The sequence below is a fragment of the Pseudomonas fluorescens genome, from assembly GCF_902497895.1.
GTDB classification, from domain to species: domain Bacteria; phylum Pseudomonadota; class Gammaproteobacteria; order Pseudomonadales; family Pseudomonadaceae; genus Aquipseudomonas; species Aquipseudomonas fluorescens_BP.
Genome location: NZ_CABVHQ010000093.1, coordinates 1 through 18,982 on the forward strand (window position 1 = coordinate 1; position 18,982 = coordinate 18,982).

Sequence of the window (18,982 nt, forward strand, 5' to 3'; positions counted from 1 at the left end):
TCGGTGCTGGACAGTGAAATCGAAAGCCTTGGTTCACCCCGGGCGGCCTTGCTGGGCTTTGCCTCGGCGATCTTGGCCTACAACGTTTTGGCCGTTCTCAAACGTAGTGTGGAGCAGGCTCATCGCGAAACGCAGGCTGAAGGCTGGGAAGCTTCGACCTTCCATCTGGCGGTGCAAGTGCGCAGTGGCTATGAGGGCATGCAGATCGCGTTGCCCTCGGATTACCTATCACTCCAAACGACCTCAGAGACTCTGGCAGAGCGTCTGTTGGCGCTGGCCAGGAATATCAAACCCAAGCAGGTCGCAAAAAGCATACGCGGTCCCAAAATCGCCAGATCCAAGGAGTGGCTGGAGGGAAAGGCTGCGCATGCTCATGTGTCTACGGATCGGGTGCTTAAGGCCCATAAAGGGAAAAGACCTTGAAAGGGCTGGCTCTTACAGCGACTCACTTTTCCAGACGCCGTGTAGGAGCTGCCGCAGGCTGCGATCTTTTGATCCTGGCTGTGATTTTTGGGTGTATATCCATTCCTGCGGTAACGGCCACTTAGGGTTTCGCTCTTACAGCGACTCACTTTTCCAGACGCCGAAAAGTAAGCAAAAGGCTTCGCCCCAGCGTACGGCACCTCGCCTAGGCTCGGTGTTCCCTCGCTCCGGCATTCATCAGGGGGCATCGCCTCCGGTCGGCTTCGCTTCGACCTCCTCTCGATGTGTTCGACTTCGTCGAACGGCGCTGCGCGCCTACCCCTGATGAACGCCTCCACTCGGCCTCCCGAAGGAGCGGGTAGATCAAAAGCAAAAACAACAGCAAAAGCCAAAGCCAAAGCCAAAGCCAAAGCCAAAGCCAAAGCCAAAGCCAAAGCCAAAGCCAAAGCCAAAGCCAAAGCAAAAGCAAGGCGGCCTACCGGCCTCTACGGAGTACGCGCGCGCTCCGCCTGGATGATCTCGCAGGCGCCGAAAGTCTCTGGTTTATGTCGAACCAAATGAGAGTTTGGGCCTGGCTCCCGTTGATCAGTCAGCGGGAAGCCGGGCCTTTTTTTCAGATTGCAGGGGTTCCTGCGCAATGCGCAGAAAGGCTCAGCCAGCGATCAATTACCTGCGCTGCTGACGTCGACGCTGTTCGTCGTCTGTGCGGATTGGCACGGGTTGCAGAGGCGGTTCAATCAGGCCGAGAGCAACACCGAGGTCGTGGAGCCAGTTTTGAATTTTCTCTTTCATGGTGCCCCCTTCAGGGTAGTGCCGAGCGACCGGGATTCTATAGCCGCTTCACTGATAATAGTCCGAACTTCTACGCAATGCTCGCCCGGTATGACAATGATCTGTTACAGAATTATTTCGAATGTGTCGGATCATGCGCTGGCCCGGGCTAACGCCGGTTGTACAGGGCTTGCTGCCTGTTGCAGTTCGATCCAGGCATTGAGGTTCGCGCCGACCATGCCCTTGCGCCACATCAACCAGGTGGTGGCGCTGGCGAATGGCTCGGCCAGCGGGTGCACTGCCACGCTTTCGCGGCCTGGCAGGCTGGCGAGCATCGACTCCGACATCAACGCCACCCCGGACCCGGCAATCACACAGGCCAACATCCCCGGGTACGACTCGATTTCCATCGCCCGGCCCATGGCCGCGTGATCATTGGCAAACCAGGCTTCCAGACGCATGCGGTACGAGCAGCCCCGACGAAAGGTAAACACCGAGCGCCCTTGCACATCCAGGGCGCTGCGTACCGGCGGATGATCGGCCTCGCTGATCAACACCAGCTTCTCATCGCACAGTGGCACCCCGTCGAGTCCGGCGAGTTCCAGCGGCCCATCCACCAGCGCCGCGTCGAGCCGACCGGTGAGCAGGCCTTCCAGCAGCTCACCGCTGGGGGCGGACTGCACCTGCAGGTTCACCGCCGGGTAGGTGCGGTGATATCGCGCCAGCAACCCCGGAAGATGAATCGCTGCGGTGCTGTACATGGTGCCCAACACGAAATCCCCGGCCGGCTGACCTCCCTGCACCGCCGAGTGGGCTTCATCGTGCAAGGCAAATAGCCGCACGGTGTAGTCCAGCAGCACCTTGCCGGCGGGTGACAACTGCAGGCGCTGCCGCTCACGGACAAAAAGTTCGACACCCAGTTGCTCTTCCAACTGCTTGAGCCGGGTCGACAGGTTGGACGGCACTCGATGCAGCCGCTCGGCGGCCCGGGTGATGGAACCTTCCTCGGCGACGGCCTGGAAGATGCGCAATTGGCTGAATTCCACACCTTTCTCCAAACGTGAACAAGTTGCTCACTATTATTCATTTTTAAAGAAAGTCAATCAGTCTTAGCCTGACGGTCATTGCTCCTTGTCGGAATCCAGACCATGTCACCGCTGATTCGCCTGCTCGCCAGTTTCATTGCCCTGATGATGGCCATGGGGATTGGCCGCTTCGCCCTCACCCCGCAACTGCCGCACCTGCTCAGCGAGGGCCAGATCGATCTGACCACCGCCGGGCTGGTCGCCGCCGCCAACTACCTGGGTTACTTCATCGGCGCGCTGGACGCGATGTTCGCCCGCCGTCCCGGGCAGGTGCGTGGCCGTTTGCTCGGCGGTTTGTGGTTGTGCGTGTTGCTCACGCTGGCTTCGTTCTGGGCCACGGGTTTCTGGGCGCATCTGCTGCTGCGTTTCGGTACTGGCGTCGCCAGCGCCTGGGTCCTGGTGATGATCACCGCCCTGAGTCAGCCACTGGCGTTGGCTGCCGGGCGTCCACGGCTCGGGGCGCTGGTGTTTGCCGGGCCGGGGCTGGGGATTTTCCTGACCGGCTTACTGGCGCTGGGCTCGAATCTGCTTGGGCAAAGCTCGGCCACCCTGTGGCTGGTGTATGCCGCTGTGGGCCTGTTGATGCTGCTGGTGATTCTGCCGATCCTGCCGCAACCCGAAGGGAGCGTGACCGCGGCGCCCATGGCGCTGACCTCGGGCAATGCCGCAATCCCTCGCCTGGGGCTGATCTACGCCTTGTACGGTCTGGGTTACATCATTCCCGCGACTTTCCTCTCGCAGATGGCCAATGCGCACTTTCAGGGGCAATGGCAGGCCGACCTGTTCTGGCCATGCTTCGGCCTGGCCGCGGCCAGCGGCGTGCTGCTGGTCAGTCTGCGTCGGCCCAACCCGAATACCACTCGGTATTGGTTGATCGCGACCTTATGGCTGCAAGCCGCCGGAGTCTTCGCTTGCCTGTTGGGCAGCGGCCCGGGACTGGCGCTGGGAGTGATCCTCTGCGGCACGCCGTTTCTGGCCTGCATGCAACTGGTGATGCAACGCTCGCGAGAACTGGCGCCCCACGCCACCCAACGTAACGCCGGGCTGCTGACCGCCTGCTTCGCCGTGGGCCAACTCAGCGGGCCGTTGCTGGCGGCGCTGAGCAGTCATTTCAGTGGCGGGTTGCAGCCGGCGTTGATCGTCGCAGGGAGTGGTCTGCTGCTGGCGGGCGCGCTGTTACTGCGCCCGGTTATTGCCCGAGGGCTTTGCGCAAACGACGGCGCACCCACTGTTCTGCGCTGACAAAGGTGATGCCGAGCAAGACCAGCACGGCACCGACGATGAAGTTGAAACTCAAGGGTTCATCCAGCAGCAGCACACCGAAGGTGACGCCGAACAATGGCGTCATAAAGGAGAACACCGCCAGATTCGCTGCCAGATAACGGCGTAACAACCAGAACCAGGTCAGGTAGCTGAAGAACGAAACCACCAGGCCCTGGAACAGCACACTGGCCACCGCCACGGTGGTCAGGCTGACATGGCTGATCTGCCCGCTCACAGCGGCAATCAGCAGCAGACCGACGAAGCCGACGATCAGTTGGTAGAACAAAGTCAGGGTCGCCGGTGCCTCGGACAGGCGTGAAGCGCGCACCACCACCGTGGTCGCGCCCCAAGCCGCCCCGGCCAATACGCCCAGGGCATCACCCAGCAGCATCCGCCGATCGAGGTTGTCCAGCGACAAGCCGCCGGCAAACGCAACGCCGATGCCGATAAATGCGAGGAAAATTCCCAACCATTGCAAGGGCCGCAGCCGCTCACTCGGCAACAGCCAGTGCACGCCCAGTGCGGTGAAGATCGGCGCGGTGTAGAGGAACACTGACATGTGCGCCGCCGTGCTCAGTTGCAGGCCTTCGGCGATGCACAGGAACTCGAGGCTAAACAGGCTGCCGGCGAGCAGACCGCCGCGCCAGGTACTGCCAACCTGCTCCCAACCACCCTTCCAGCAGATCAGCAATGCGACCAGTAGAGCGGCGATACCGGAGCGACTGGCGGCCTGCATGACCGGCGCGATGTCCGCCGCCGCCCATTTGATCATCACCTGCTGCACGCCCCAGATCAGGCACAGACCGAGCATCACTTGCAGGGCAAAACCATCGGCGCTGCGCCGTGAAACACTCACCGCAGGACCTCTAAGACAGACAAAAACATGCTAGTTACTCAGATCAGGATCAAAAGATCGCAGCCTGCGGCAGCTCCTACGCGGGATTTGCGTACACCTGCTCAATCACGGGTGTACAGGGTCGGCGTAGGAGCTGCCGCAGGCTGCGATCTTTTCGGGACTCAGCTCAATTCGATACGGTCGGCGTGAATCACGATCTGCCCGTTCTTGTAGAGCGCGCCAATGGCCTTCTTGAAGTTGCCCTTGCTGACGCCGAACAAACCGCTGATCACTGCCGGGTCGCTCTTGTCGCTGACCGGCAAGGTGCCGTTGTTTTCGCGCAACTTGCTGAGGATCTTCGAGTTCAGGCTGCTGGAGGCTTCTTCGCCTACCGGCTGCAGGCTCAGGCTGATTTTGCCGTCGGCACGAATCTCTTTGATGAAGCCTTTTTCTTCCTTGCCGGCGCGCATGAACTTGAACACTTCGTTCTTGTGGATCAGGCCCCAGTGCTTGTTGTTGATGATCGCCTTGAAGCCCATGTCGGTCGCTTCGGCCACCAGCAAATCGACTTCCTGACCGACCTGGTAGTTAGCCGGGGTCTTGTCCAGGTAGCGGTCCAGGCGCGCGGTGGCGGTGATGCGGCGGGTGTGCTTGTCGAGGTAGACATGCACCACGCAGTACTCGCCGGCGGTCATCTGGCGCTTTTCTTCGGAGTATGGCAGCAGCAGGTCTTTGGGCAGACCCCAATCAAGGAAAACCCCGATGCTGTTCACTTCAACGACTTTCAGACTGGCAAAATCGCCGACCTGAACTTTCGGCTTTTCAGTAGTTGCGATGAGTTTGTCATCGCTGTCCAGATAAATGAAAACGTTGAGCCAGTCTTCATCTTCACTGGGAATATCTTTGGGAATATAACGATTGGGCAAGAGGATTTCACCGTCCGCCCCACCGTCCAGATACAAACCAAAGTTAGTATGTTTCACCACTTGCAAGCTGTTGTAGCGCCCGACTAAAGCCATTTCCAATACCCTCATTGCGTGGGCGGCATTCTACCCGAGTTTGCCGGTACAGTTCTGCGGCCAGCCGGGTGACCGATGAAAAACCTGCGAAGCGCTAGTTTTTTCGGGGCTTTTGGAACTCATTCTGGCCCGCTCGTCAGACCAGCCAAGAGGTTTTTTGCCTGTCCTGGCTTTACCCGGAACCGTTAATTACTACCTGGGTTTTTATTTAAAACAGCAGCTTAGCCGCTTATTTCAAAGATCGACTGATGATTGACCCAGCTGTGGGCCAGGTTATTTCAGGGGGATATTTACCAAGCAATTGTCAAGTATTTCCTGTACGATGCGTGGCCAAGTTAATTTTCTACAGGTTAATGGCCGCCATGCGTGTAAAAGCATCCAACAGCAAAGCAAAGCCAGCTCCAGCCGTTGAAACCAGCGAATCGATCAACAACCAGATTGCTGCGTTCCTCAAGTCGGGCGGCGAGATCCAGCAAATTGCCAAAGGCGTCAGCGGCCAGACATTCGGCCCGTCCAAGCAGATCACCCTGGGCAAAAAATAGCATCCCCTTGACATCCCTCGCGTCACCTGGTCCCTAAGCGCTTTGAGCTTCGAAGCGCTTGGACTGGAACCCTCCCGCAACACCCCCGCCAGCTACCCAATCTCGCATAAACAGACGAACGGCCCTCTCCCCCGAGGATTCGCCGGTATGCTTGCACACGTCTAGATCGGGCGTTTCAGTAGGTTCTGCGGCTCCTGCTCCTCGCTTTCAACGGAGTGAAGCATGTTCAAACCCTCCATTTTGCTGGCCGGCACCCTGCTGGCTTGTTCTGTTGCCGACGCGCAAATCTTCCAGCGCGAACTGGGCGACTTCGATCTCAAACTCGGTACTACGCCCAGCCGTAGCATGGCCGAGGGGCTGGTCAAACCTTCAAGCTCCGGCTCGTTCCATGGCGGTCTGGACTTGAGCCACGACAGCGGCTGGTACGTCGGCCAATGGGCACCGAGCATGGGCATGAGCCCGTCGAGCGAACTCGAAGTCGATTCCTACATGGGCTTCAAAGAGTCCTTCGACTCCACCCTCGGCTACGAGTTGGGGATGATTCACTACAGCTACCCGAAATCGAGCCTTCTTGACAGCCAGGAATTGTATGGCGGCCTGACCTTGCTGGGCAGCCGCTTCGGCGCAGCCTTCAGCAGCGACCCGGAAAAAAGCAACAGTACCCTGTTCGCCGACCTCGGTGGGACCCAACCCTTCGGGATCGGGATCAGCGTCAAATACACCACCCACCAACTCGGCTCAGCGGTGTCCATCGCCGACGGCGGTTATGTAAGCAGCTTCAATGACTGGGCGGTGAAATTTTCTCGACCGTGGATGGGCATCGACCTGAACCTGATCTACAGCGATTCCAACCTCAGCGGCGGCGACTGTGCGGCCTACTCCGGGCATAACACTGAATGCGACAGCCTGCTGACGTTCAAGGCCGAACACTCGTTCTATTGAATCGATGAACTGCCGGGTCCATTCTGGGGTCTGTTGACGTGTGGTGACGACCGCGACGGGCCCCGTCCCTTCGGGTTGCGCGCCAACTTGCGCGAGGCTGCGTTGCGGGATTTGCCAAGGGAACAACCATTGGCGGCATCCCGCGCCTTGCCTCGCACAAGTTGGCACAGCAACGCGGCTCGCCACCACACGTCAACAGACCCCAGGTTCAGATGAAGGACTACGCATTCGCAAGGATTCAGCCATGGCGCTCAGGTTGAAACACTTCACTTTGCTGCTGGTTTTGAGCCTCGTGCTGTCCGGTTGCACTCGCGTAGGCCTGGCCTACCGCAACCTCGACCTGATCATCCCGTGGACGCTCAACGACTACCTGGTGATGAACAGCGAGCAAAAAAGCTGGTTCGACGAGCAGCTCAAGGAACACCTCAAATGGCACTGCAGCACACAACTGCCGGGTTACCTTGACTGGCTGGACCGCCTGCAATCGATGGTCGAGAACAATCAGGTCAGCGACGCCGGCCTGCAAAGCCTGGTAGTGGACGCCAGGCAGGCGGTTGCCCAAACCGCCCGGGAAATCACCCCATCAGCCATCGAATTGCTGCGCGGCCTGGATGATCAACAAGTCAGGGAAATGAATGAGGCGTTCGCCAAAGACCGGCAAAAGCGTCTGCAGGCTTACCTTAAACCCACCCTGGATCAGCAGATAACACAGCGCAGCGAACGGATGACTAAACGTCTGACTGCCTGGCTAGGCCCACTCAGTGCCGGCCAGCAACAACGGGTGATGGCCTGGTCGACCTCGCTAGGCCCACAGAACCGGCAATGGATCGACAACCGCGCCCATTGGCAGAAACAACTCAGTATCGCCGTGGAACAGCGTCAGAGCAGCGAATTCCCCAAACGGATCGAACAACTGCTGGTCAATCGCGAAAGCTTGTGGACCCCTGCCTATCGCCAGGCTTTCAGCCAGACCGAACTGGCTGCCCGCAACCTGTTCGTCGAAGTGATGGCCCAAAGCACCCCAGCTCAACGCCAGCATTTAGTGCAGAAAATCGAGGGCGTGCGCAGTGATTTAAATGCGTTGAAGTGTTTGAAGGCGGCGCAACAGGGGTGATTGATAGCGCCCCCTGTAGGAGCGAGCTTGCTCGCGATGGACGTTAACGATAACGCGTGTCTTCTGAATAAACGCGCCGCCCTTGAGTCCATCGCGGGCAAGCCCTAATGCCAGTCAGTTAAGCAATTTCTGGCTACGCACATTCCTCGTAGCAGCTGCCGAAGGCTGCGTTCGGCTGCGCAGCAGTCGTAAAATCAAGCGCTGCGGTATTCCCGACACACCGTGGAAGCAGGATTTACGACTGCTGCGCAGCCGAACGCAGGCTTCGCCAGCTGCTACGGTTCGCGTACCACCTTAACTGACTGGCATTGGGGCTTGCCCGCGAATGCTCTTGCCGCACCGCCCTCTGCCAATCAGGCAATCTGCGCCCTGGAAGCCACTTCATCAAAGATCACCGGGTCCAGCGCATCCTGCTGCTCATCCAGCACCTGGCGCGGATGATCATTGCCCGGAATGCTGCTGTCGATCAGGCTCAGCAAACTCGAACCGCGTAACGTCAGCACAAAGTTTTCACCATTCCCGCCCTCATCCTCCGGCCGCGATTCTATGAAACCGCGCTCAAACAGGATCTTCTCGTATTGCGCCGCAGTGGTCTTCAGGTGGTCCAGGTTTTCAATAGGCCCGCCATGGGCCGCCTTCTCCTCCGCGTACTGCTCAGCGTAAGGCCGTGGAGTAAAGCTGTGCCCGGCACCGTTCTGTACTTCGTGGAGCAATCGTTCGATCAGCTCCCAGTTATAAGTCCTCATCCTGATTCAACCTCCAAGCGTAAGAGATAGATGCCCTTCACAGGTTGTGACCGGCGGCACGGGCAGCCGTTCAGCCACGGTGCCTGCCTGTTGCGTATCCAGCGAAAAAACCGCCGGGCGCCTTGTCGATTTGAGCCGGGTCCAAACGACTAGGCTATGTAAGCAGTCGCTTGGCAACGCGCTGCAATCGCAGGAGGAAAGATCATGAACAGCTTGCAACAGCACAAGGTCGTGTCCCGAGAACAATGGCTCGCGGCACGCAAAGAACACTTGCTCCACGAAAAAGCCTTCACCCGGGAACGGGACAAACTCAGCGCCGAACGCCGTGCCTTGCCTTGGGTGAAAATCGACAAGTCCTACCGTTTCCAGGGCCCGAACGGCGAGCTGTCGCTGGCTGACCTGTTTGGCGGGCGCAGCCAGTTGGTCATCTATCACTTCATGTTCGGCGAAGACTGGGACGAAGGCTGTCCCGGTTGCTCGTTCCTGTCCGACCACATCGACGGGGCCAACCAGCATCTGGCTCACCATGACGTCGCCGTGGTAGCGGTTTCCCACGCACCCTTCGCCGAATTCCAGGCCTTCAAACGGCGCATGGGCTGGAAATTCGACTGGGTCTCATCCGCTGGCTGCGACTTCAACTACGACTTTGGCATTTGCGCCAGGGCCGCCGACGTCGCTGCCGGCACCGCTACCTATAACTATGAAAAAACCGACGGTGCCGAAGAAGAACTACCCGGCCTGAGTGTTTTCTGTCGCAACGAGGCCGGCGAGATATTCCACACCTACTCCACTTACGCCCGCGGCCTGGACCTGCTGGTGGGTACCTACAACTATTTGGACCTGACACCCAAAGGACGCAACGAAACCGAAATCATGGACTGGGTCCGCCATCATGATCTTTATGAAGACCAACCTCAGGACAGGGGGGCGTCCAGCTGTTGTTCCGAGTGAGGCCATAGGCCCTGTGTCACCCCGCTCAATCGCCATCGCGGGCTTAAGACCATTACTCAAACCGTAGCAGCTGGCGAAGCCTGCGTTCGGCTGCGTAGCAGCGTAAAATCAGGCGCCGCGGTATTTCAGACAATCCGTGCAAGCCGAATTTGCGACTGCTTCGCAGCCGAACGCAGCCTTCGGCAGCTGCTACGGCGTTGGGTCAAGCCCCCACAGGTTCTGCGCAGAACCTGTGGGAGTAGGCATACCCCGGATGAACTTTTCAGGCCCTTGAGCCCTCAATCGGATAACTGCCCTTATCCGGTATCACGAGGCCTGTCCCATGAAAACCCTGCTGAAGATTTCCCTAGCCGCCAGCCTGATCTGCGTCCTGCCCGCCTGGGCCTGCACCCAGGAAGAGGCCTTGGTCAAACGTGAGCAACTGGCCAAGGAGGTAGCCAAGATCACCGAGCAGAACCCGGCCAAGGCCAAAGAGATCAACGATGAGCTGCAAAAGATGGATTTGGAGACTGCGAGTAAAGACCTGCCAGATAAATGCCAGTTGATCGACAAACGCCTGGAAGAGCTGAAAACCGCCGAGGTCAAGGCGGACAGCTGATCAGATCAAAAGATCAAAAGATCGCAGCCTGCGGCAGCTCCTACACGGGATTGCAAACACCCACAACATTGCAGGTGTACCCGGTCGGCGTAGGAGCTGGCGCAGCCTGCGATCTTTTGATCGAAAAAAAGCCCGGACATTGTCCGGGCTTTTTATTGAATCACCGCAGCGTTATTCAGCGGCCGGTGCTTCTGGCTTGCGGCGCTTGAGCGGTGCCATGCCGTCCTTGCTGACCAGCGACAGGGCGTCGGTCTTCGGCCGGTTGGTGATCCTGCGCTTGGTCGGTGCCTTGGCGCCGGTTTTCTTCTTCTCGCCCTTGGCGTCGGTCTTTTTCTTCTTCACGCCAACGGCTTTGCCCGAGGCCTTGACCTTTTTCGGTCCGCCGTAGGTGCCTTTGACTTCCTTGATGGTGCGGCGCTCGAAGGTCTGCTTCAAGTAGCGCTCGACGCTCGACATCAGGTTCCAGTCGCCGTGGCAGATCAGCGAAATGGCCAAGCCATCGTTGCCGGCGCGACCGGTACGACCGATACGGTGAACGTATTCGTCGCCGCTGCGCGGCATGTCGAAGTTGATCACCATGTCCAGACCGTCGACGTCCAGGCCGCGAGCGGCAACGTCGGTGGCCACCAGGATCTTCACGCCGCCCTGCTTCAGACGGTCGATCGCCAGTTTGCGGTCTTTCTGGTCCTTGTCGCCGTGCAGGACGAAGGCTTTGTATTCCAGTGCCACCAGGCGCCCGTAGATACGGTCGGCCATGGCGCGGGTGTTGGTGAAGATGATCGCCTTTTGATAAGTCTCGTTGGCCAGCAGCCAATTGACGATCTGTTCTTTGTGCTGGTTGTGGTCAGCGGTGATGATCTGCTGACGGGTGGTGGCATTCAGATCGCTGACGTTGTTGAGTTGCAGGTGCTCCGGGTTGTTCAGCACCTTGGCGACCATGTCGCGCAGGCCCGAACCGCCGGTGGTGGCCGAGAACAGCATGGTCTGCTGACGGTTGGTGCATTCTTCCACCAGACGCTGGACGTCTTCGGCAAAGCCCATGTCGAGCATGCGGTCGGCTTCGTCGAGGACCAGTACTTCAACTTCTTTCAAGTCGAGGTTGCCGGCGTTCAGTTGCTCGATCATCCGGCCCGGTGTACCGATCAGGATATCCGGGACCTTGCGCAGCATGGCAGCCTGGACCTTGAAATCTTCACCGCCGGTGATCAGGCCGGACTTGATGAAAGTGAACTGGGCAAAGCGCTCGACTTCCTTGATGGTCTGCTGGGCCAGCTCGCGGGTCGGCAGCAGGATCAGGGTCTTGATGCTGACGCGGACTTTCGCCGGGCCGATCAAACGGTTAAGGATAGGCAAAACAAAGGCTGCGGTTTTGCCGCTGCCGGTTTGAGCTGTCACCCGCAGGTCACGCCCTTGGAGCGCGAGCGGAATAGCCGCTGCCTGCACCGGCGTAGGCTCGACAAATTTAAGCTCGGCCACGGCTTTGAGCAGGCGTTCGTGCAGGGCGAATTGGGAAAACACGGGTGCTACCTCGAAGAAATACAAAAAAACAGCTGCATAGGGTAACGGTTTCGAGCGCCAAGGCCGAGTTTCTTTGTACAAACGGCAGCAAACAGATGCTTTTTTGTTAACTATTTTGTCCCTGAACCCAACTTCGATGGACTTAAATGCTCTAATCGACCGGTCTCGTCCTGCAGAAGAATCGTTTTAGCCCATGGATATCAAACAGCTCTGGCTCAACGCCCAAGACCTATGGGGCGCCCTCGATCAGCATCCGCTGCTGCATTCCAGCCTGGCGCTGGGGTTGTTGCTGGTGATCGCGCTGGTCCTCGGACGAGTGGCACGCTACCTCGTTCTGCACGCGGTCAAATTGCTCGGCCGGCAACCGGCATTGCATTGGCTCAACGATCTGCGCCACAACAAAGTCTTTCACCGCCTGGCGCAGATGACCCCGTCGTTGCTGATCCAGTTCGGCCTGCACCTGGTGCCGGAGTTGAGCAAGACCAGCCTGGTGTTTCTCGGCAACGTCGCGCTGGCGTTCAGCATCCTGTTCCTGGTGCTGGCCCTGAGCGCCCTGCTCAGTGCCTTGCTGGATATCTACGCGCGCACCGAACACGCCCGCACCCGCTCGATCAAGGGTTACGTGCAACTGGCGAAGATGGTGCTGTACGTATTCGGCGCGATCATCATCGTCGCGACGCTGATCGACCGTTCGCCGCTGTTGCTGCTGTCAGGCCTTGGCGCCATGTCGGCGGTGATTCTGTTGGTCTACAAGGACACCCTGCTGTCGTTCGTCGCCAGCGTGCAACTGACCAGCAACGATATGCTGCGGGTCGGCGACTGGATCGAAATGCCGCAAGTCGGTGCCGACGGCGATGTGGTGGACATCACCCTGCACACGGTCAAGGTGCAGAATTTCGACAAGACTATTGTCTCGATCCCCACCTGGCGCTTGATGTCCGAGTCGTTCAAGAACTGGCGCGGCATGCAACAGTCCGGCGGTCGGCGGATCAAGCGCAGCCTGTATATCGACGCCAGTGGCGTACGCTTTCTGCGCGATGAGGAAGAACACAAACTGACCCAGATCCACTTGCTGACCGACTACATCGGCCGCAAACAGGCCGAGCTCAAAAGCTGGAATGAAGCTCAGGGCAACGTCGCGGCGATGTCCGCCAACCGTCGGCGCATGACCAACCTGGGGACCTTCCGCGCCTATGCCCTGGCTTACCTCAAGAGCCACGCGGAGATCCAACCGAACATGACCTGCATGGTCCGCCAACTGCAGACCACCGCCCAGGGTGTGCCACTGGAAATCTACTGCTTCACTGGCACCACCGTCTGGGCCGATTACGAGCGGATCCAGGGCGATATCTTCGATTACCTGCTGGCGGTGTTGCCGGAGTTTGGTTTGAGCCTGTATCAGCAGCCGAGCGGCAACGATCTACGCGCCGGGATGTTGCCGGCAATCCTGGGCGCAAGCCATATTCCCGAGCCCGAAAAACGCGTGATCTGACAACGCGCCCCCCTGTAGGAGCTGCCGGAGGCTGCGATCTTTTGATTTTAGCGGTATAGGCGTTGAACCACAGAAAGATCAACAAGAACACCGCCAGGCCTGTGGAAGCCGGGCTTGCCCGCGATGAACGATCACGCGCTGTACCTGATGCACCGCATCGCCTGCATCGCGAGCAAGCTCGCTCCCACAAGAACCCTGCCAACCTGTGAGAGCCGGGCTTGCCCGCGATTAGCCAAGCTGAAAATTAACGCTTCTGAGTATCCATTTTGTAACCCGCCCCGGGGATTCCTTCGTGTAACGCCGATTGGATTTTCTCGTACAACCCATTGGCCTCGGCGGTGGTAATCGAACGTGAACAATCACGCAGCACCACCCGTAAAAGCACGTTTTCCTGCCCAGGGAGAAGCCCCAGACGCTCAATTGCCTGAAGAGGCAGCTGCCCCCCGGACCAGCGTCCTTTGATCTGCATTTCCTCGATCCAGTCCGAACATTCTCCTGCCGCCTGCAACATCTTTTCAGTCAACACTTCTTCGCTTTGCCCTGGTGTTACCGCCAAGGATATATCCCGAGTAATTGAAGGTAATCGCGATACAGCCTTCCACGGTTTCAAGTCGTTCATCTGCGCTTGTACTCGCGCATTGGAGTCACGAAGCAAACGAATATCCGGAATGCCTTTCCGCAACATGGTCAGACGATCCAACCCCATGCCCAGGGCCAATCCACCATGGCGCAACGGATCAATCTGCAATCGTTTCAATAACGAAGAAGCAATGCATCCGCACTCCAGTACCTCAACCGGCAGGCCATCGTTCAGAAGATTTACCTCGATTCCACCCTCGGTGTAGTGATGCGGGCTGTCGCTATAGACCCAAGGCTTGTCAGGAACGGCTAACTGGAGGATATCGCCGACCAGGCGCAAAAGATGTTCACGCGCCGAAAGATCAGGATCGCCCAACACCCAGATATCCATTTGATGGGGTTCAGCGCAATGCCATCGATCACGACTGTCACGGCGAAAGGTAATACCGGGCGCCGCCAAAAGGATTGTTTCTCCCGGCTGTCGTCTTTGCGCCACACGCTGGAGCGCAGCCGGGATTTGACTGGTTGTCTGTGTTCGCAACAAGGAATGGTCGTCGACCCATCGGGTGTGTTCGCTGCCGAGGGTGATTTCAGCAGGGTCATAACCCAACAAACCATAATTCTCCTCAGCAGAAACGATACGTGGACCTGTCTGCACTTCGGCGCCGGGCCAGCCTTTTTTAGCAAGTCCTTCGATAACCTCATTGAGCAATATTCGTATGGCATGTTCGGGGGAGCTTGGCGCAGTAAGATCAACCAATGCCAGTGCCGTCTGAACAGAATCATACGTAAGATATTTTTTCAAAGAATACATCGCTAGCTCTCTATAAATGACGAAGGGAGCCCCTGTTTAAGCGAGCAACACATGACAAATAAAAAGATCAACTTACCTGCTTAAAGCATCTACCTACAACCGACAAAACTCGAAAAACTAAAAAATCAGAACAAGCCTACAGATAAATCCCACACAAATAGCTTTCAGGCACTAAAGATCATCAACCCACGCTAAATCAATCTAAAAAACACTTTCAAACCATTTGAAACCTCAAAAAAATCCTGAACTAATGCACGCACTCCTTGAACGACTCAGGGAGCCTAAACAATGAAAAATCAAAAAGGATGAGCATATGAGCAAGCAAAATAGTTCTGATGAAAAACTCAACCGGATTACTTCAGGCCCGGAAAATTTTGGTTGGGCTCCGTTGGTATGGGCTCACACTGAAGACTAAGTAACGTCATGGGTGTCAAGGTATTTTATTGACACCCATTGACTCTCGCAAGGACCAAGCCATGCCAAACTCAAACGTAATTCCGACACTTTTTGGTGGTGAGAAAGCATCGATAGTCGCGGACTCACCAGACTTCCTGAATGAATGCTCGATCTTAGGGTTCAATACATTGGGCTTAAAAAATATAAAAACACTTCCGAAGAACAGTATCGTTTTTTCTTTTAGCCATGAGGCGGCCAAGCACACCTTCGAGCTAGCAAAAAATACTGAAATCAAAAGAAGCATCTTCTGTGCAGCACAAGTATTTGACCCCTCCGTGGCAAATGCTCTTTACAGCTTAAGACTATTGTTAAAAAGTGACTTCGAGCAAGCACTGAAAACACAACGAGCAGTGCTGAACATGCTTAATTCCCACAGCACCTTTAACCTATCAGGCAATGACGCCTCAGCTGAAACCACTATTAGCAAGCATGCATCACCCTACGCACTCATTGAAGAAGATATCGCCGGCAATTTTGTTCATTCTGTAGCCGAGTTCTTCGAAGTTCATTATGCACACATGAAACCACAAGAACCCTGCCCATTTAAGTTTAATGGCGCTTTGAAGATATCAGGAATATTGACTGTACTGAGGAGAACTAATCCAGCGCTATCGGAAGATTTGAAAGCATCACTTCAGAGTCTCACTCAGCTTATCGCAGAAGAGAAGGCACTTCTTACGGTCGAGAACAACATAATAACCTCCTTTAAAACAAAAAACCTTGAGCACATAAATCTTCTTGAGCTCGCAGCGGGTCCTCGGGGCCTGAATCTGACTGAATTCGCTATTGGGGTAAATGATTCAATCTCATCCACTATCAATTATCAGGTCAACTCCCAGATGAACGAGGGCATCAGCGGTGTCCATTTGGCGATAGGAGATGGTTCGTCGGGCTACCATATCGACTTTTTAAGCCCAGGCGTCAACGTAACGCCTATAGCACAGCAGTTGCCTTAGGAGGTGCTTTGAACCTACGAAGGGCAGGCTGCGGCGCGGCGCACACCCAACCGACTTATCCACACCGCACTCAATATCACCAAGCCGCCAAAAAACAACCGCCCCAACTCCTCATGCTGATTCCAGATCAGCAAATTGATCAGCAGCCCTACCGGTACATGCAGGTTGTTCATCACGGCCAGCGTGCCGCCATTGACCAGGCACGCGCCCTTGTTCCACCAGTACAGGCCCAATGCCGTCGACACCAGGCCGAGGAAGACCAGTACGCCCCATTGCAGCGGCGCTTCGGGCAGGAAGTCGCTTTTGCCGAACAGCAGAAACGCCGGCAACACCACCGCCAGCGCCCCCAGATAGAAATAACCGAAGCGCCGGTAATGCGGCAGATCGCTCGGGTAACGCGCCACCAGATGTTTATAAAGCACCTGCCCCGCGGCGAAGGTGAAGTTGGCCAGTTGCAGCAGCAAAAAGCCCATGAGGAAGTCCGGGTTGATCCGGTCGTAGCGAATCACTGCGGCCCCGGCCACGGCCACCAGGGCGGCGATCAGTGCCCAGTGGTTGAATCGACGGTTCAGCGCGTCTTCGATCAGCGTCACGTGCAGTGGCGTGAGAATGGTGAACAGCAACACTTCCGGCACCGTCAGTACGCGAAAGCTCAGGTACAGGCAGACGTAGGTCACGCCGAACTGCAAGGCGCCGATCAGCAGCATCCCGCGCATAAAGGCCGGCTCGACCTGGCGCCAGCGAGTCAGCGGAATGAATACCAGACCGGCCAGCAGCACCCGTACCAGCACCGCGAAGTAGCTGTCGACATGGCCGGCCAGGTATTCACCGATCAGGCTGAAGGAAAACGCCTGAATCAGCGTGACAAAAAGTAGATAACCCATATGCGCCTCGTTCCGAATGGCGGCGACGATAGCGGTTTTGCCGCAGACAGTGAAGGCTGTGAAATAACAGGCAAAAAAAAGCCCGATCTCGCAATGCGTTCAATCGGGCGGGAGCACTCAGGAGCAACAAGTGCAAAGGGAGGTTCGATGCGCGATCCGGCTTGGAGAGGTGCGCCAGGTCACTAAAACATCCGGCGATTATCTGGCGATTAAAGCCTCAAGCGACCTGGGCCAGTTTGGCGTTGGCCTGGTTCAGGCCTTTTTCATGGAAGTCGCCACCCAGGTTCATGCCTTCGGCGTGAATGAACTCGACGTCGTGGATGCCGATGAACGCCATGACCTGACGCAGGTAGGGTTCCTGGTGATCGGCCGGGCTGCCGGCGTAGATGCCGCCGCGAGCGGTCAGCACATAGGCGCGCTTGCCGGTGAGCAGGCCCTGGGGGCCGGTCTCGGTGTACTTGAAGGTCACCCCGGCACGCAGCACATGATCCAGCCAGGCTTTCAGGGTGCTCGGGATGGCGAAGTTGTACATGGGCGCGGCCATCACCAGCACGTCGGCGGCCAGCAGCTCATCGGTCAACTGGTTGGAGCGCTCGAGAGAGGCGTGTTCGATTTCGTTGCGCTGTTCGGCAGGCTTCATCCAGCCACCCAACAGGTTGGCGTCCAGGTGCGGGACCGGGTTGAGCGCCAGGTCACGAACAGTGATCTGGTCAGCCGGGTGCGCGGCTTTCCACTGGCTGATGAAGGTTTGGGTCAGTTGCCGTGAAACCGAATCTTGCTGGCGAGCGCTGCTTTCGATGATCAGAACGCGGGACATGGGATGTAGCCTCCATCGGTGAATGCTGTAAGACGATGGAGTGGAGATTAAAGGGTGTCATATCGATGAAAAAGCGCAAATAACTGCTATAACCCATCTATAAATTCGTTTATAAGCGGAGCATCCCCGACAGGCCTGCTCCACGTTGGGTCATTTGGCTTTGCAGGTGAGGGTGATGTACAGCTTGATGATTTTGCGGTTGAACTTGGCCGAAAGGTCGGTGCTTTTACCCGCAGCCAGGCTTACCCGACGGGTCTTGGGGGACTCCGGGCCGTTGCGAAATACCACTGAGCAATCGGCCGCGGTGTCGCCGTAGTTGTTGAGGGTAATGGCGCCCAGGTCGTAATCGGTGGCGTAGGTGGTGTAGTCGATCTTCATGCCGCTGAGGTCTTTTTGCACATCGATCGGATAGGCAAATGCAGTCAGCGGCAACATCGCCAGCAACACACAACAGATTTTTCTCATACGGCAGTCTCCAATAAGGACCGCCAGCTTAGGACAAGAGGAGCCCATCTTGAAAGCGCCCCGCGTTACCCTTGATCAATGGCGGACATTGCAGGCCGTGGTCGACCACGGTGGCTTCGCCCAGGCAGCGGAAGCGCTGCACCGCTCTCAATCCTCCGTCAGCTATACCGTGGCGCGCATGCAGGACCAGCTCGGCGTGCCGCTGTTGCGTATCGACGGCCGTAAAGCCGTGCTGACCGAAGCCGGCGAGGTGTTGCTGCGTCGCTCGCGGCAACTGGTCAAACAGGCCAGCCAGCTCGAAGACCTGGCGCACCATATGGAGCAAGGCTGGGAAGCCGAAGTGCGGCTGGTGGTCGACGCGGCCTACCCGAATGCCCGACTGGTGCGTGCCCTGACTGCGTTCATGCCGCAAAGCCGGGGCTGCCGGGTGCGCTTGCGCGAAGAAGTGCTGTCCGGGGTCGAAGAAGTGCTGCTCGAAGGCGTTGCCGACCTGGCCATCAGCGGCTACAACATTTCCGGCTACCTGGGCGCGGAATTGAGCGACGTCGAGTTCGTCGCGGTGGCCCACCCTGAACACGCCTTGCACCGGCTGAACCGCGAACTGAACTTCCAGGATCTGGAAAGCCAGCTGCAAGTGGTCATTCGCGACTCCGGTCGCCAGCAACCGCGGGACGTCGGCTGGCTCGGCGCCGAACAACGCTGGACCGTCGGC

20 protein-coding genes and 1 pseudogene are annotated in these 18,982 nt (G+C 57.5%); 11 read left to right on the forward strand and 10 right to left on the reverse strand.

The annotated features are described in order from the left end of the window. Together F8N21_RS27895 and F8N21_RS30630 are read left to right on the forward strand one after the other, a co-directional pair. Positions 1–423 (forward strand): annotated as a pseudogene (locus F8N21_RS27895) (IS4 family transposase); the annotation flags it as partial. Between the two features lie 324 nt (positions 424–747). After that, entirely contained in the window at positions 748–984 is a 237-nt protein-coding gene (locus F8N21_RS30630) for a hypothetical protein (RefSeq protein WP_191624422.1), read from the forward strand. 105 nt (positions 985–1,089) lie between these two features. Here F8N21_RS30630 and F8N21_RS31335 read toward each other — a convergent pair whose 3' ends face one another. After that, a complete protein-coding gene (locus F8N21_RS31335) occupies positions 1,090–1,215 on the reverse strand; it encodes a PA1414 family protein (protein WP_263596377.1) in 126 nt (41 codons plus the stop codon). 131 nt (positions 1,216–1,346) lie between these two features. Next, positions 1,347–2,240 carry a putrescine utilization regulator PtrR gene (gene ptrR, locus F8N21_RS27905; protein ID WP_150645201.1) on the reverse strand — a complete coding sequence of 298 codons (894 nt, stop codon included), beginning with the start codon at positions 2,238–2,240 and terminating at the stop codon, positions 1,347–1,349. 102 nt (positions 2,241–2,342) lie between these two features. Between ptrR and F8N21_RS27910 the strand changes: the two genes are divergently transcribed. Then, positions 2,343–3,521, forward strand: a complete 1,179-nt coding sequence (locus F8N21_RS27910) for an MFS transporter (protein ID WP_150645202.1) — start codon at positions 2,343–2,345, stop codon at positions 3,519–3,521. Here the strand turns inward: F8N21_RS27910 and F8N21_RS27915 are convergent. After that, positions 3,469–4,398, reverse strand: coding sequence for a DMT family transporter (locus F8N21_RS27915; RefSeq protein WP_150645203.1), 930 nt, complete (start codon positions 4,396–4,398; stop codon positions 3,469–3,471). The two genes, F8N21_RS27910 and F8N21_RS27915, sit on opposite strands and share 53 nt — an antisense overlap. A 161-nt stretch (positions 4,399–4,559) precedes the next feature. Then, a complete protein-coding gene (locus F8N21_RS27920; protein WP_150645204.1) occupies positions 4,560–5,396 on the reverse strand; it encodes a S1 RNA-binding domain-containing protein in 837 nt (278 codons plus the stop codon). A gap of 353 nt (positions 5,397–5,749) precedes the next feature. On the opposite strand from F8N21_RS27920, the gene F8N21_RS27925 reads away from it, so the two are divergent. The 3 genes from F8N21_RS27925 to F8N21_RS27935 all read left to right on the forward strand — a co-directional run bounded on the left by F8N21_RS27925 (position 5,750) and on the right by F8N21_RS27935 (position 7,994). Continuing rightward, complete coding sequence (locus tag F8N21_RS27925) at positions 5,750–5,938, forward strand: hypothetical protein (RefSeq protein ID WP_017337097.1); 189 nt, start codon at positions 5,750–5,752, stop codon at positions 5,936–5,938. Between the two features lie 222 nt (positions 5,939–6,160). Next, positions 6,161–6,880, forward strand: coding sequence for a TorF family putative porin (locus F8N21_RS27930; RefSeq protein WP_150645205.1), 720 nt, complete (start codon positions 6,161–6,163; stop codon positions 6,878–6,880). 244 nt (positions 6,881–7,124) lie between these two features. Further along, on the forward strand, positions 7,125–7,994 hold the full coding sequence (locus F8N21_RS27935; RefSeq protein WP_150645206.1) for a DUF6279 family lipoprotein: 870 nt from the start codon (positions 7,125–7,127) through the stop codon (positions 7,992–7,994). 353 nt (positions 7,995–8,347) lie between these two features. Here the strand turns inward: F8N21_RS27935 and F8N21_RS27940 are convergent, their stop codons facing one another. After that, positions 8,348–8,740: a transcriptional regulator gene (locus F8N21_RS27940; protein ID WP_150645207.1), complete on the reverse strand. Its 393-nt coding sequence runs from the start codon at positions 8,738–8,740 to the stop codon at positions 8,348–8,350. Positions 8,741–8,944: 204 nt separating this feature from the next. On the opposite strand from F8N21_RS27940, the gene F8N21_RS27945 reads away from it, so the two are divergent. Beyond that, entirely contained in the window at positions 8,945–9,691 is a 747-nt protein-coding gene (locus F8N21_RS27945; protein WP_150645208.1) for a DUF899 domain-containing protein, read from the forward strand. A 322-nt stretch (positions 9,692–10,013) separates the two neighbouring features. Next, positions 10,014–10,289 carry a hypothetical protein gene (locus F8N21_RS27950; RefSeq protein ID WP_150645209.1) on the forward strand — a complete coding sequence of 92 codons (276 nt, stop codon included), beginning with the start codon at positions 10,014–10,016 and terminating at the stop codon, positions 10,287–10,289. A 171-nt stretch (positions 10,290–10,460) separates the two neighbouring features. Here F8N21_RS27950 and F8N21_RS27955 read toward each other — a convergent pair whose 3' ends face one another. Continuing rightward, complete coding sequence (locus F8N21_RS27955; RefSeq protein ID WP_150645210.1) at positions 10,461–11,807, reverse strand: DEAD/DEAH box helicase; 1,347 nt, start codon at positions 11,805–11,807, stop codon at positions 10,461–10,463. Between the two features lie 193 nt (positions 11,808–12,000). On the opposite strand from F8N21_RS27955, the gene F8N21_RS27960 reads away from it, so the two are divergent. Continuing rightward, positions 12,001–13,299: a mechanosensitive ion channel family protein gene (locus F8N21_RS27960; protein ID WP_150645211.1), complete on the forward strand. Its 1,299-nt coding sequence runs from the start codon at positions 12,001–12,003 to the stop codon at positions 13,297–13,299. Between the two features lie 244 nt (positions 13,300–13,543). Here F8N21_RS27960 and F8N21_RS27970 read toward each other — a convergent pair whose 3' ends face one another. Beyond that, positions 13,544–14,692 (reverse strand): hypothetical protein, encoded by a 1,149-nt coding sequence (locus F8N21_RS27970; protein ID WP_150645213.1) that lies wholly within the window; start codon positions 14,690–14,692, stop codon positions 13,544–13,546. A 476-nt stretch (positions 14,693–15,168) separates the two neighbouring features. Here F8N21_RS27970 and F8N21_RS27975 point away from each other — a divergent pair, with 476 nt between their 5' ends. Further along, positions 15,169–16,104, forward strand: coding sequence for a hypothetical protein (locus tag F8N21_RS27975; RefSeq protein ID WP_150645214.1), 936 nt, complete (start codon positions 15,169–15,171; stop codon positions 16,102–16,104). A gap of 14 nt (positions 16,105–16,118) precedes the next feature. Here the strand turns inward: F8N21_RS27975 and F8N21_RS27980 are convergent, their stop codons facing one another. The 3 genes from F8N21_RS27980 to F8N21_RS27990 form a co-directional block, all read right to left on the reverse strand. Further along, positions 16,119–16,988 carry a carboxylate/amino acid/amine transporter gene (locus F8N21_RS27980; protein WP_150645215.1) on the reverse strand — a complete coding sequence of 290 codons (870 nt, stop codon included), beginning with the start codon at positions 16,986–16,988 and terminating at the stop codon, positions 16,119–16,121. A gap of 217 nt (positions 16,989–17,205) precedes the next feature. After that, positions 17,206–17,805 carry an FMN-dependent NADH-azoreductase gene (locus tag F8N21_RS27985; protein WP_150645216.1) on the reverse strand — a complete coding sequence of 200 codons (600 nt, stop codon included), beginning with the start codon at positions 17,803–17,805 and terminating at the stop codon, positions 17,206–17,208. Between the two features lie 150 nt (positions 17,806–17,955). Further along, complete coding sequence (locus F8N21_RS27990) at positions 17,956–18,270, reverse strand: 3-phosphoglycerate kinase (protein WP_150645217.1); 315 nt, start codon at positions 18,268–18,270, stop codon at positions 17,956–17,958. Positions 18,271–18,319: 49 nt separating this feature from the next. On the opposite strand from F8N21_RS27990, the gene F8N21_RS27995 reads away from it, so the two are divergent. Continuing rightward, on the forward strand, positions 18,320–18,982 hold a 663-nt coding region (locus F8N21_RS27995; RefSeq protein WP_150645218.1), incomplete at its 3' end, for a LysR family transcriptional regulator.

What these genes read in the sequence shown, in the direction of transcription:
- F8N21_RS30630 (WP_191624422.1), top strand. Translation starts at nt 748, where the DNA reads ATGAACGCCTCCACTCGGCCTCCCGAAGGAGCGGGTAGATCAAAAGCA.
- F8N21_RS31335 (WP_263596377.1), bottom strand. Translation starts at nt 1,215, where the DNA reads ATGAAAGAGAAAATTCAAAACTGGCTCCACGACCTCGGTGTTGCTCTC.
- F8N21_RS27910 (WP_150645202.1), top strand. Translation starts at nt 2,343, where the DNA reads ATGTCACCGCTGATTCGCCTGCTCGCCAGTTTCATTGCCCTGATGATG.
- F8N21_RS27920 (WP_150645204.1), bottom strand. Translation starts at nt 5,396, where the DNA reads ATGGCTTTAGTCGGGCGCTACAACAGCTTGCAAGTGGTGAAACATACT.
- F8N21_RS27925 (WP_017337097.1), top strand. Translation starts at nt 5,750, where the DNA reads ATGGCCGCCATGCGTGTAAAAGCATCCAACAGCAAAGCAAAGCCAGCT.
- F8N21_RS27930 (WP_150645205.1), top strand. Translation starts at nt 6,161, where the DNA reads ATGTTCAAACCCTCCATTTTGCTGGCCGGCACCCTGCTGGCTTGTTCT.
- F8N21_RS27935 (WP_150645206.1), top strand. Translation starts at nt 7,125, where the DNA reads ATGGCGCTCAGGTTGAAACACTTCACTTTGCTGCTGGTTTTGAGCCTC.
- F8N21_RS27940 (WP_150645207.1), bottom strand. Translation starts at nt 8,740, where the DNA reads ATGAGGACTTATAACTGGGAGCTGATCGAACGATTGCTCCACGAAGTA.
- F8N21_RS27945 (WP_150645208.1), top strand. Translation starts at nt 8,945, where the DNA reads ATGAACAGCTTGCAACAGCACAAGGTCGTGTCCCGAGAACAATGGCTC.
- F8N21_RS27950 (WP_150645209.1), top strand. Translation starts at nt 10,014, where the DNA reads ATGAAAACCCTGCTGAAGATTTCCCTAGCCGCCAGCCTGATCTGCGTC.
- F8N21_RS27960 (WP_150645211.1), top strand. Translation starts at nt 12,001, where the DNA reads ATGGATATCAAACAGCTCTGGCTCAACGCCCAAGACCTATGGGGCGCC.
- F8N21_RS27970 (WP_150645213.1), bottom strand. Translation starts at nt 14,692, where the DNA reads ATGTATTCTTTGAAAAAATATCTTACGTATGATTCTGTTCAGACGGCA.
- F8N21_RS27975 (WP_150645214.1), top strand. Translation starts at nt 15,169, where the DNA reads ATGCCAAACTCAAACGTAATTCCGACACTTTTTGGTGGTGAGAAAGCA.
- F8N21_RS27980 (WP_150645215.1), bottom strand. Translation starts at nt 16,988, where the DNA reads ATGGGTTATCTACTTTTTGTCACGCTGATTCAGGCGTTTTCCTTCAGC.
- F8N21_RS27985 (WP_150645216.1), bottom strand. Translation starts at nt 17,805, where the DNA reads ATGTCCCGCGTTCTGATCATCGAAAGCAGCGCTCGCCAGCAAGATTCG.
- F8N21_RS27990 (WP_150645217.1), bottom strand. Translation starts at nt 18,270, where the DNA reads ATGAGAAAAATCTGTTGTGTGTTGCTGGCGATGTTGCCGCTGACTGCA.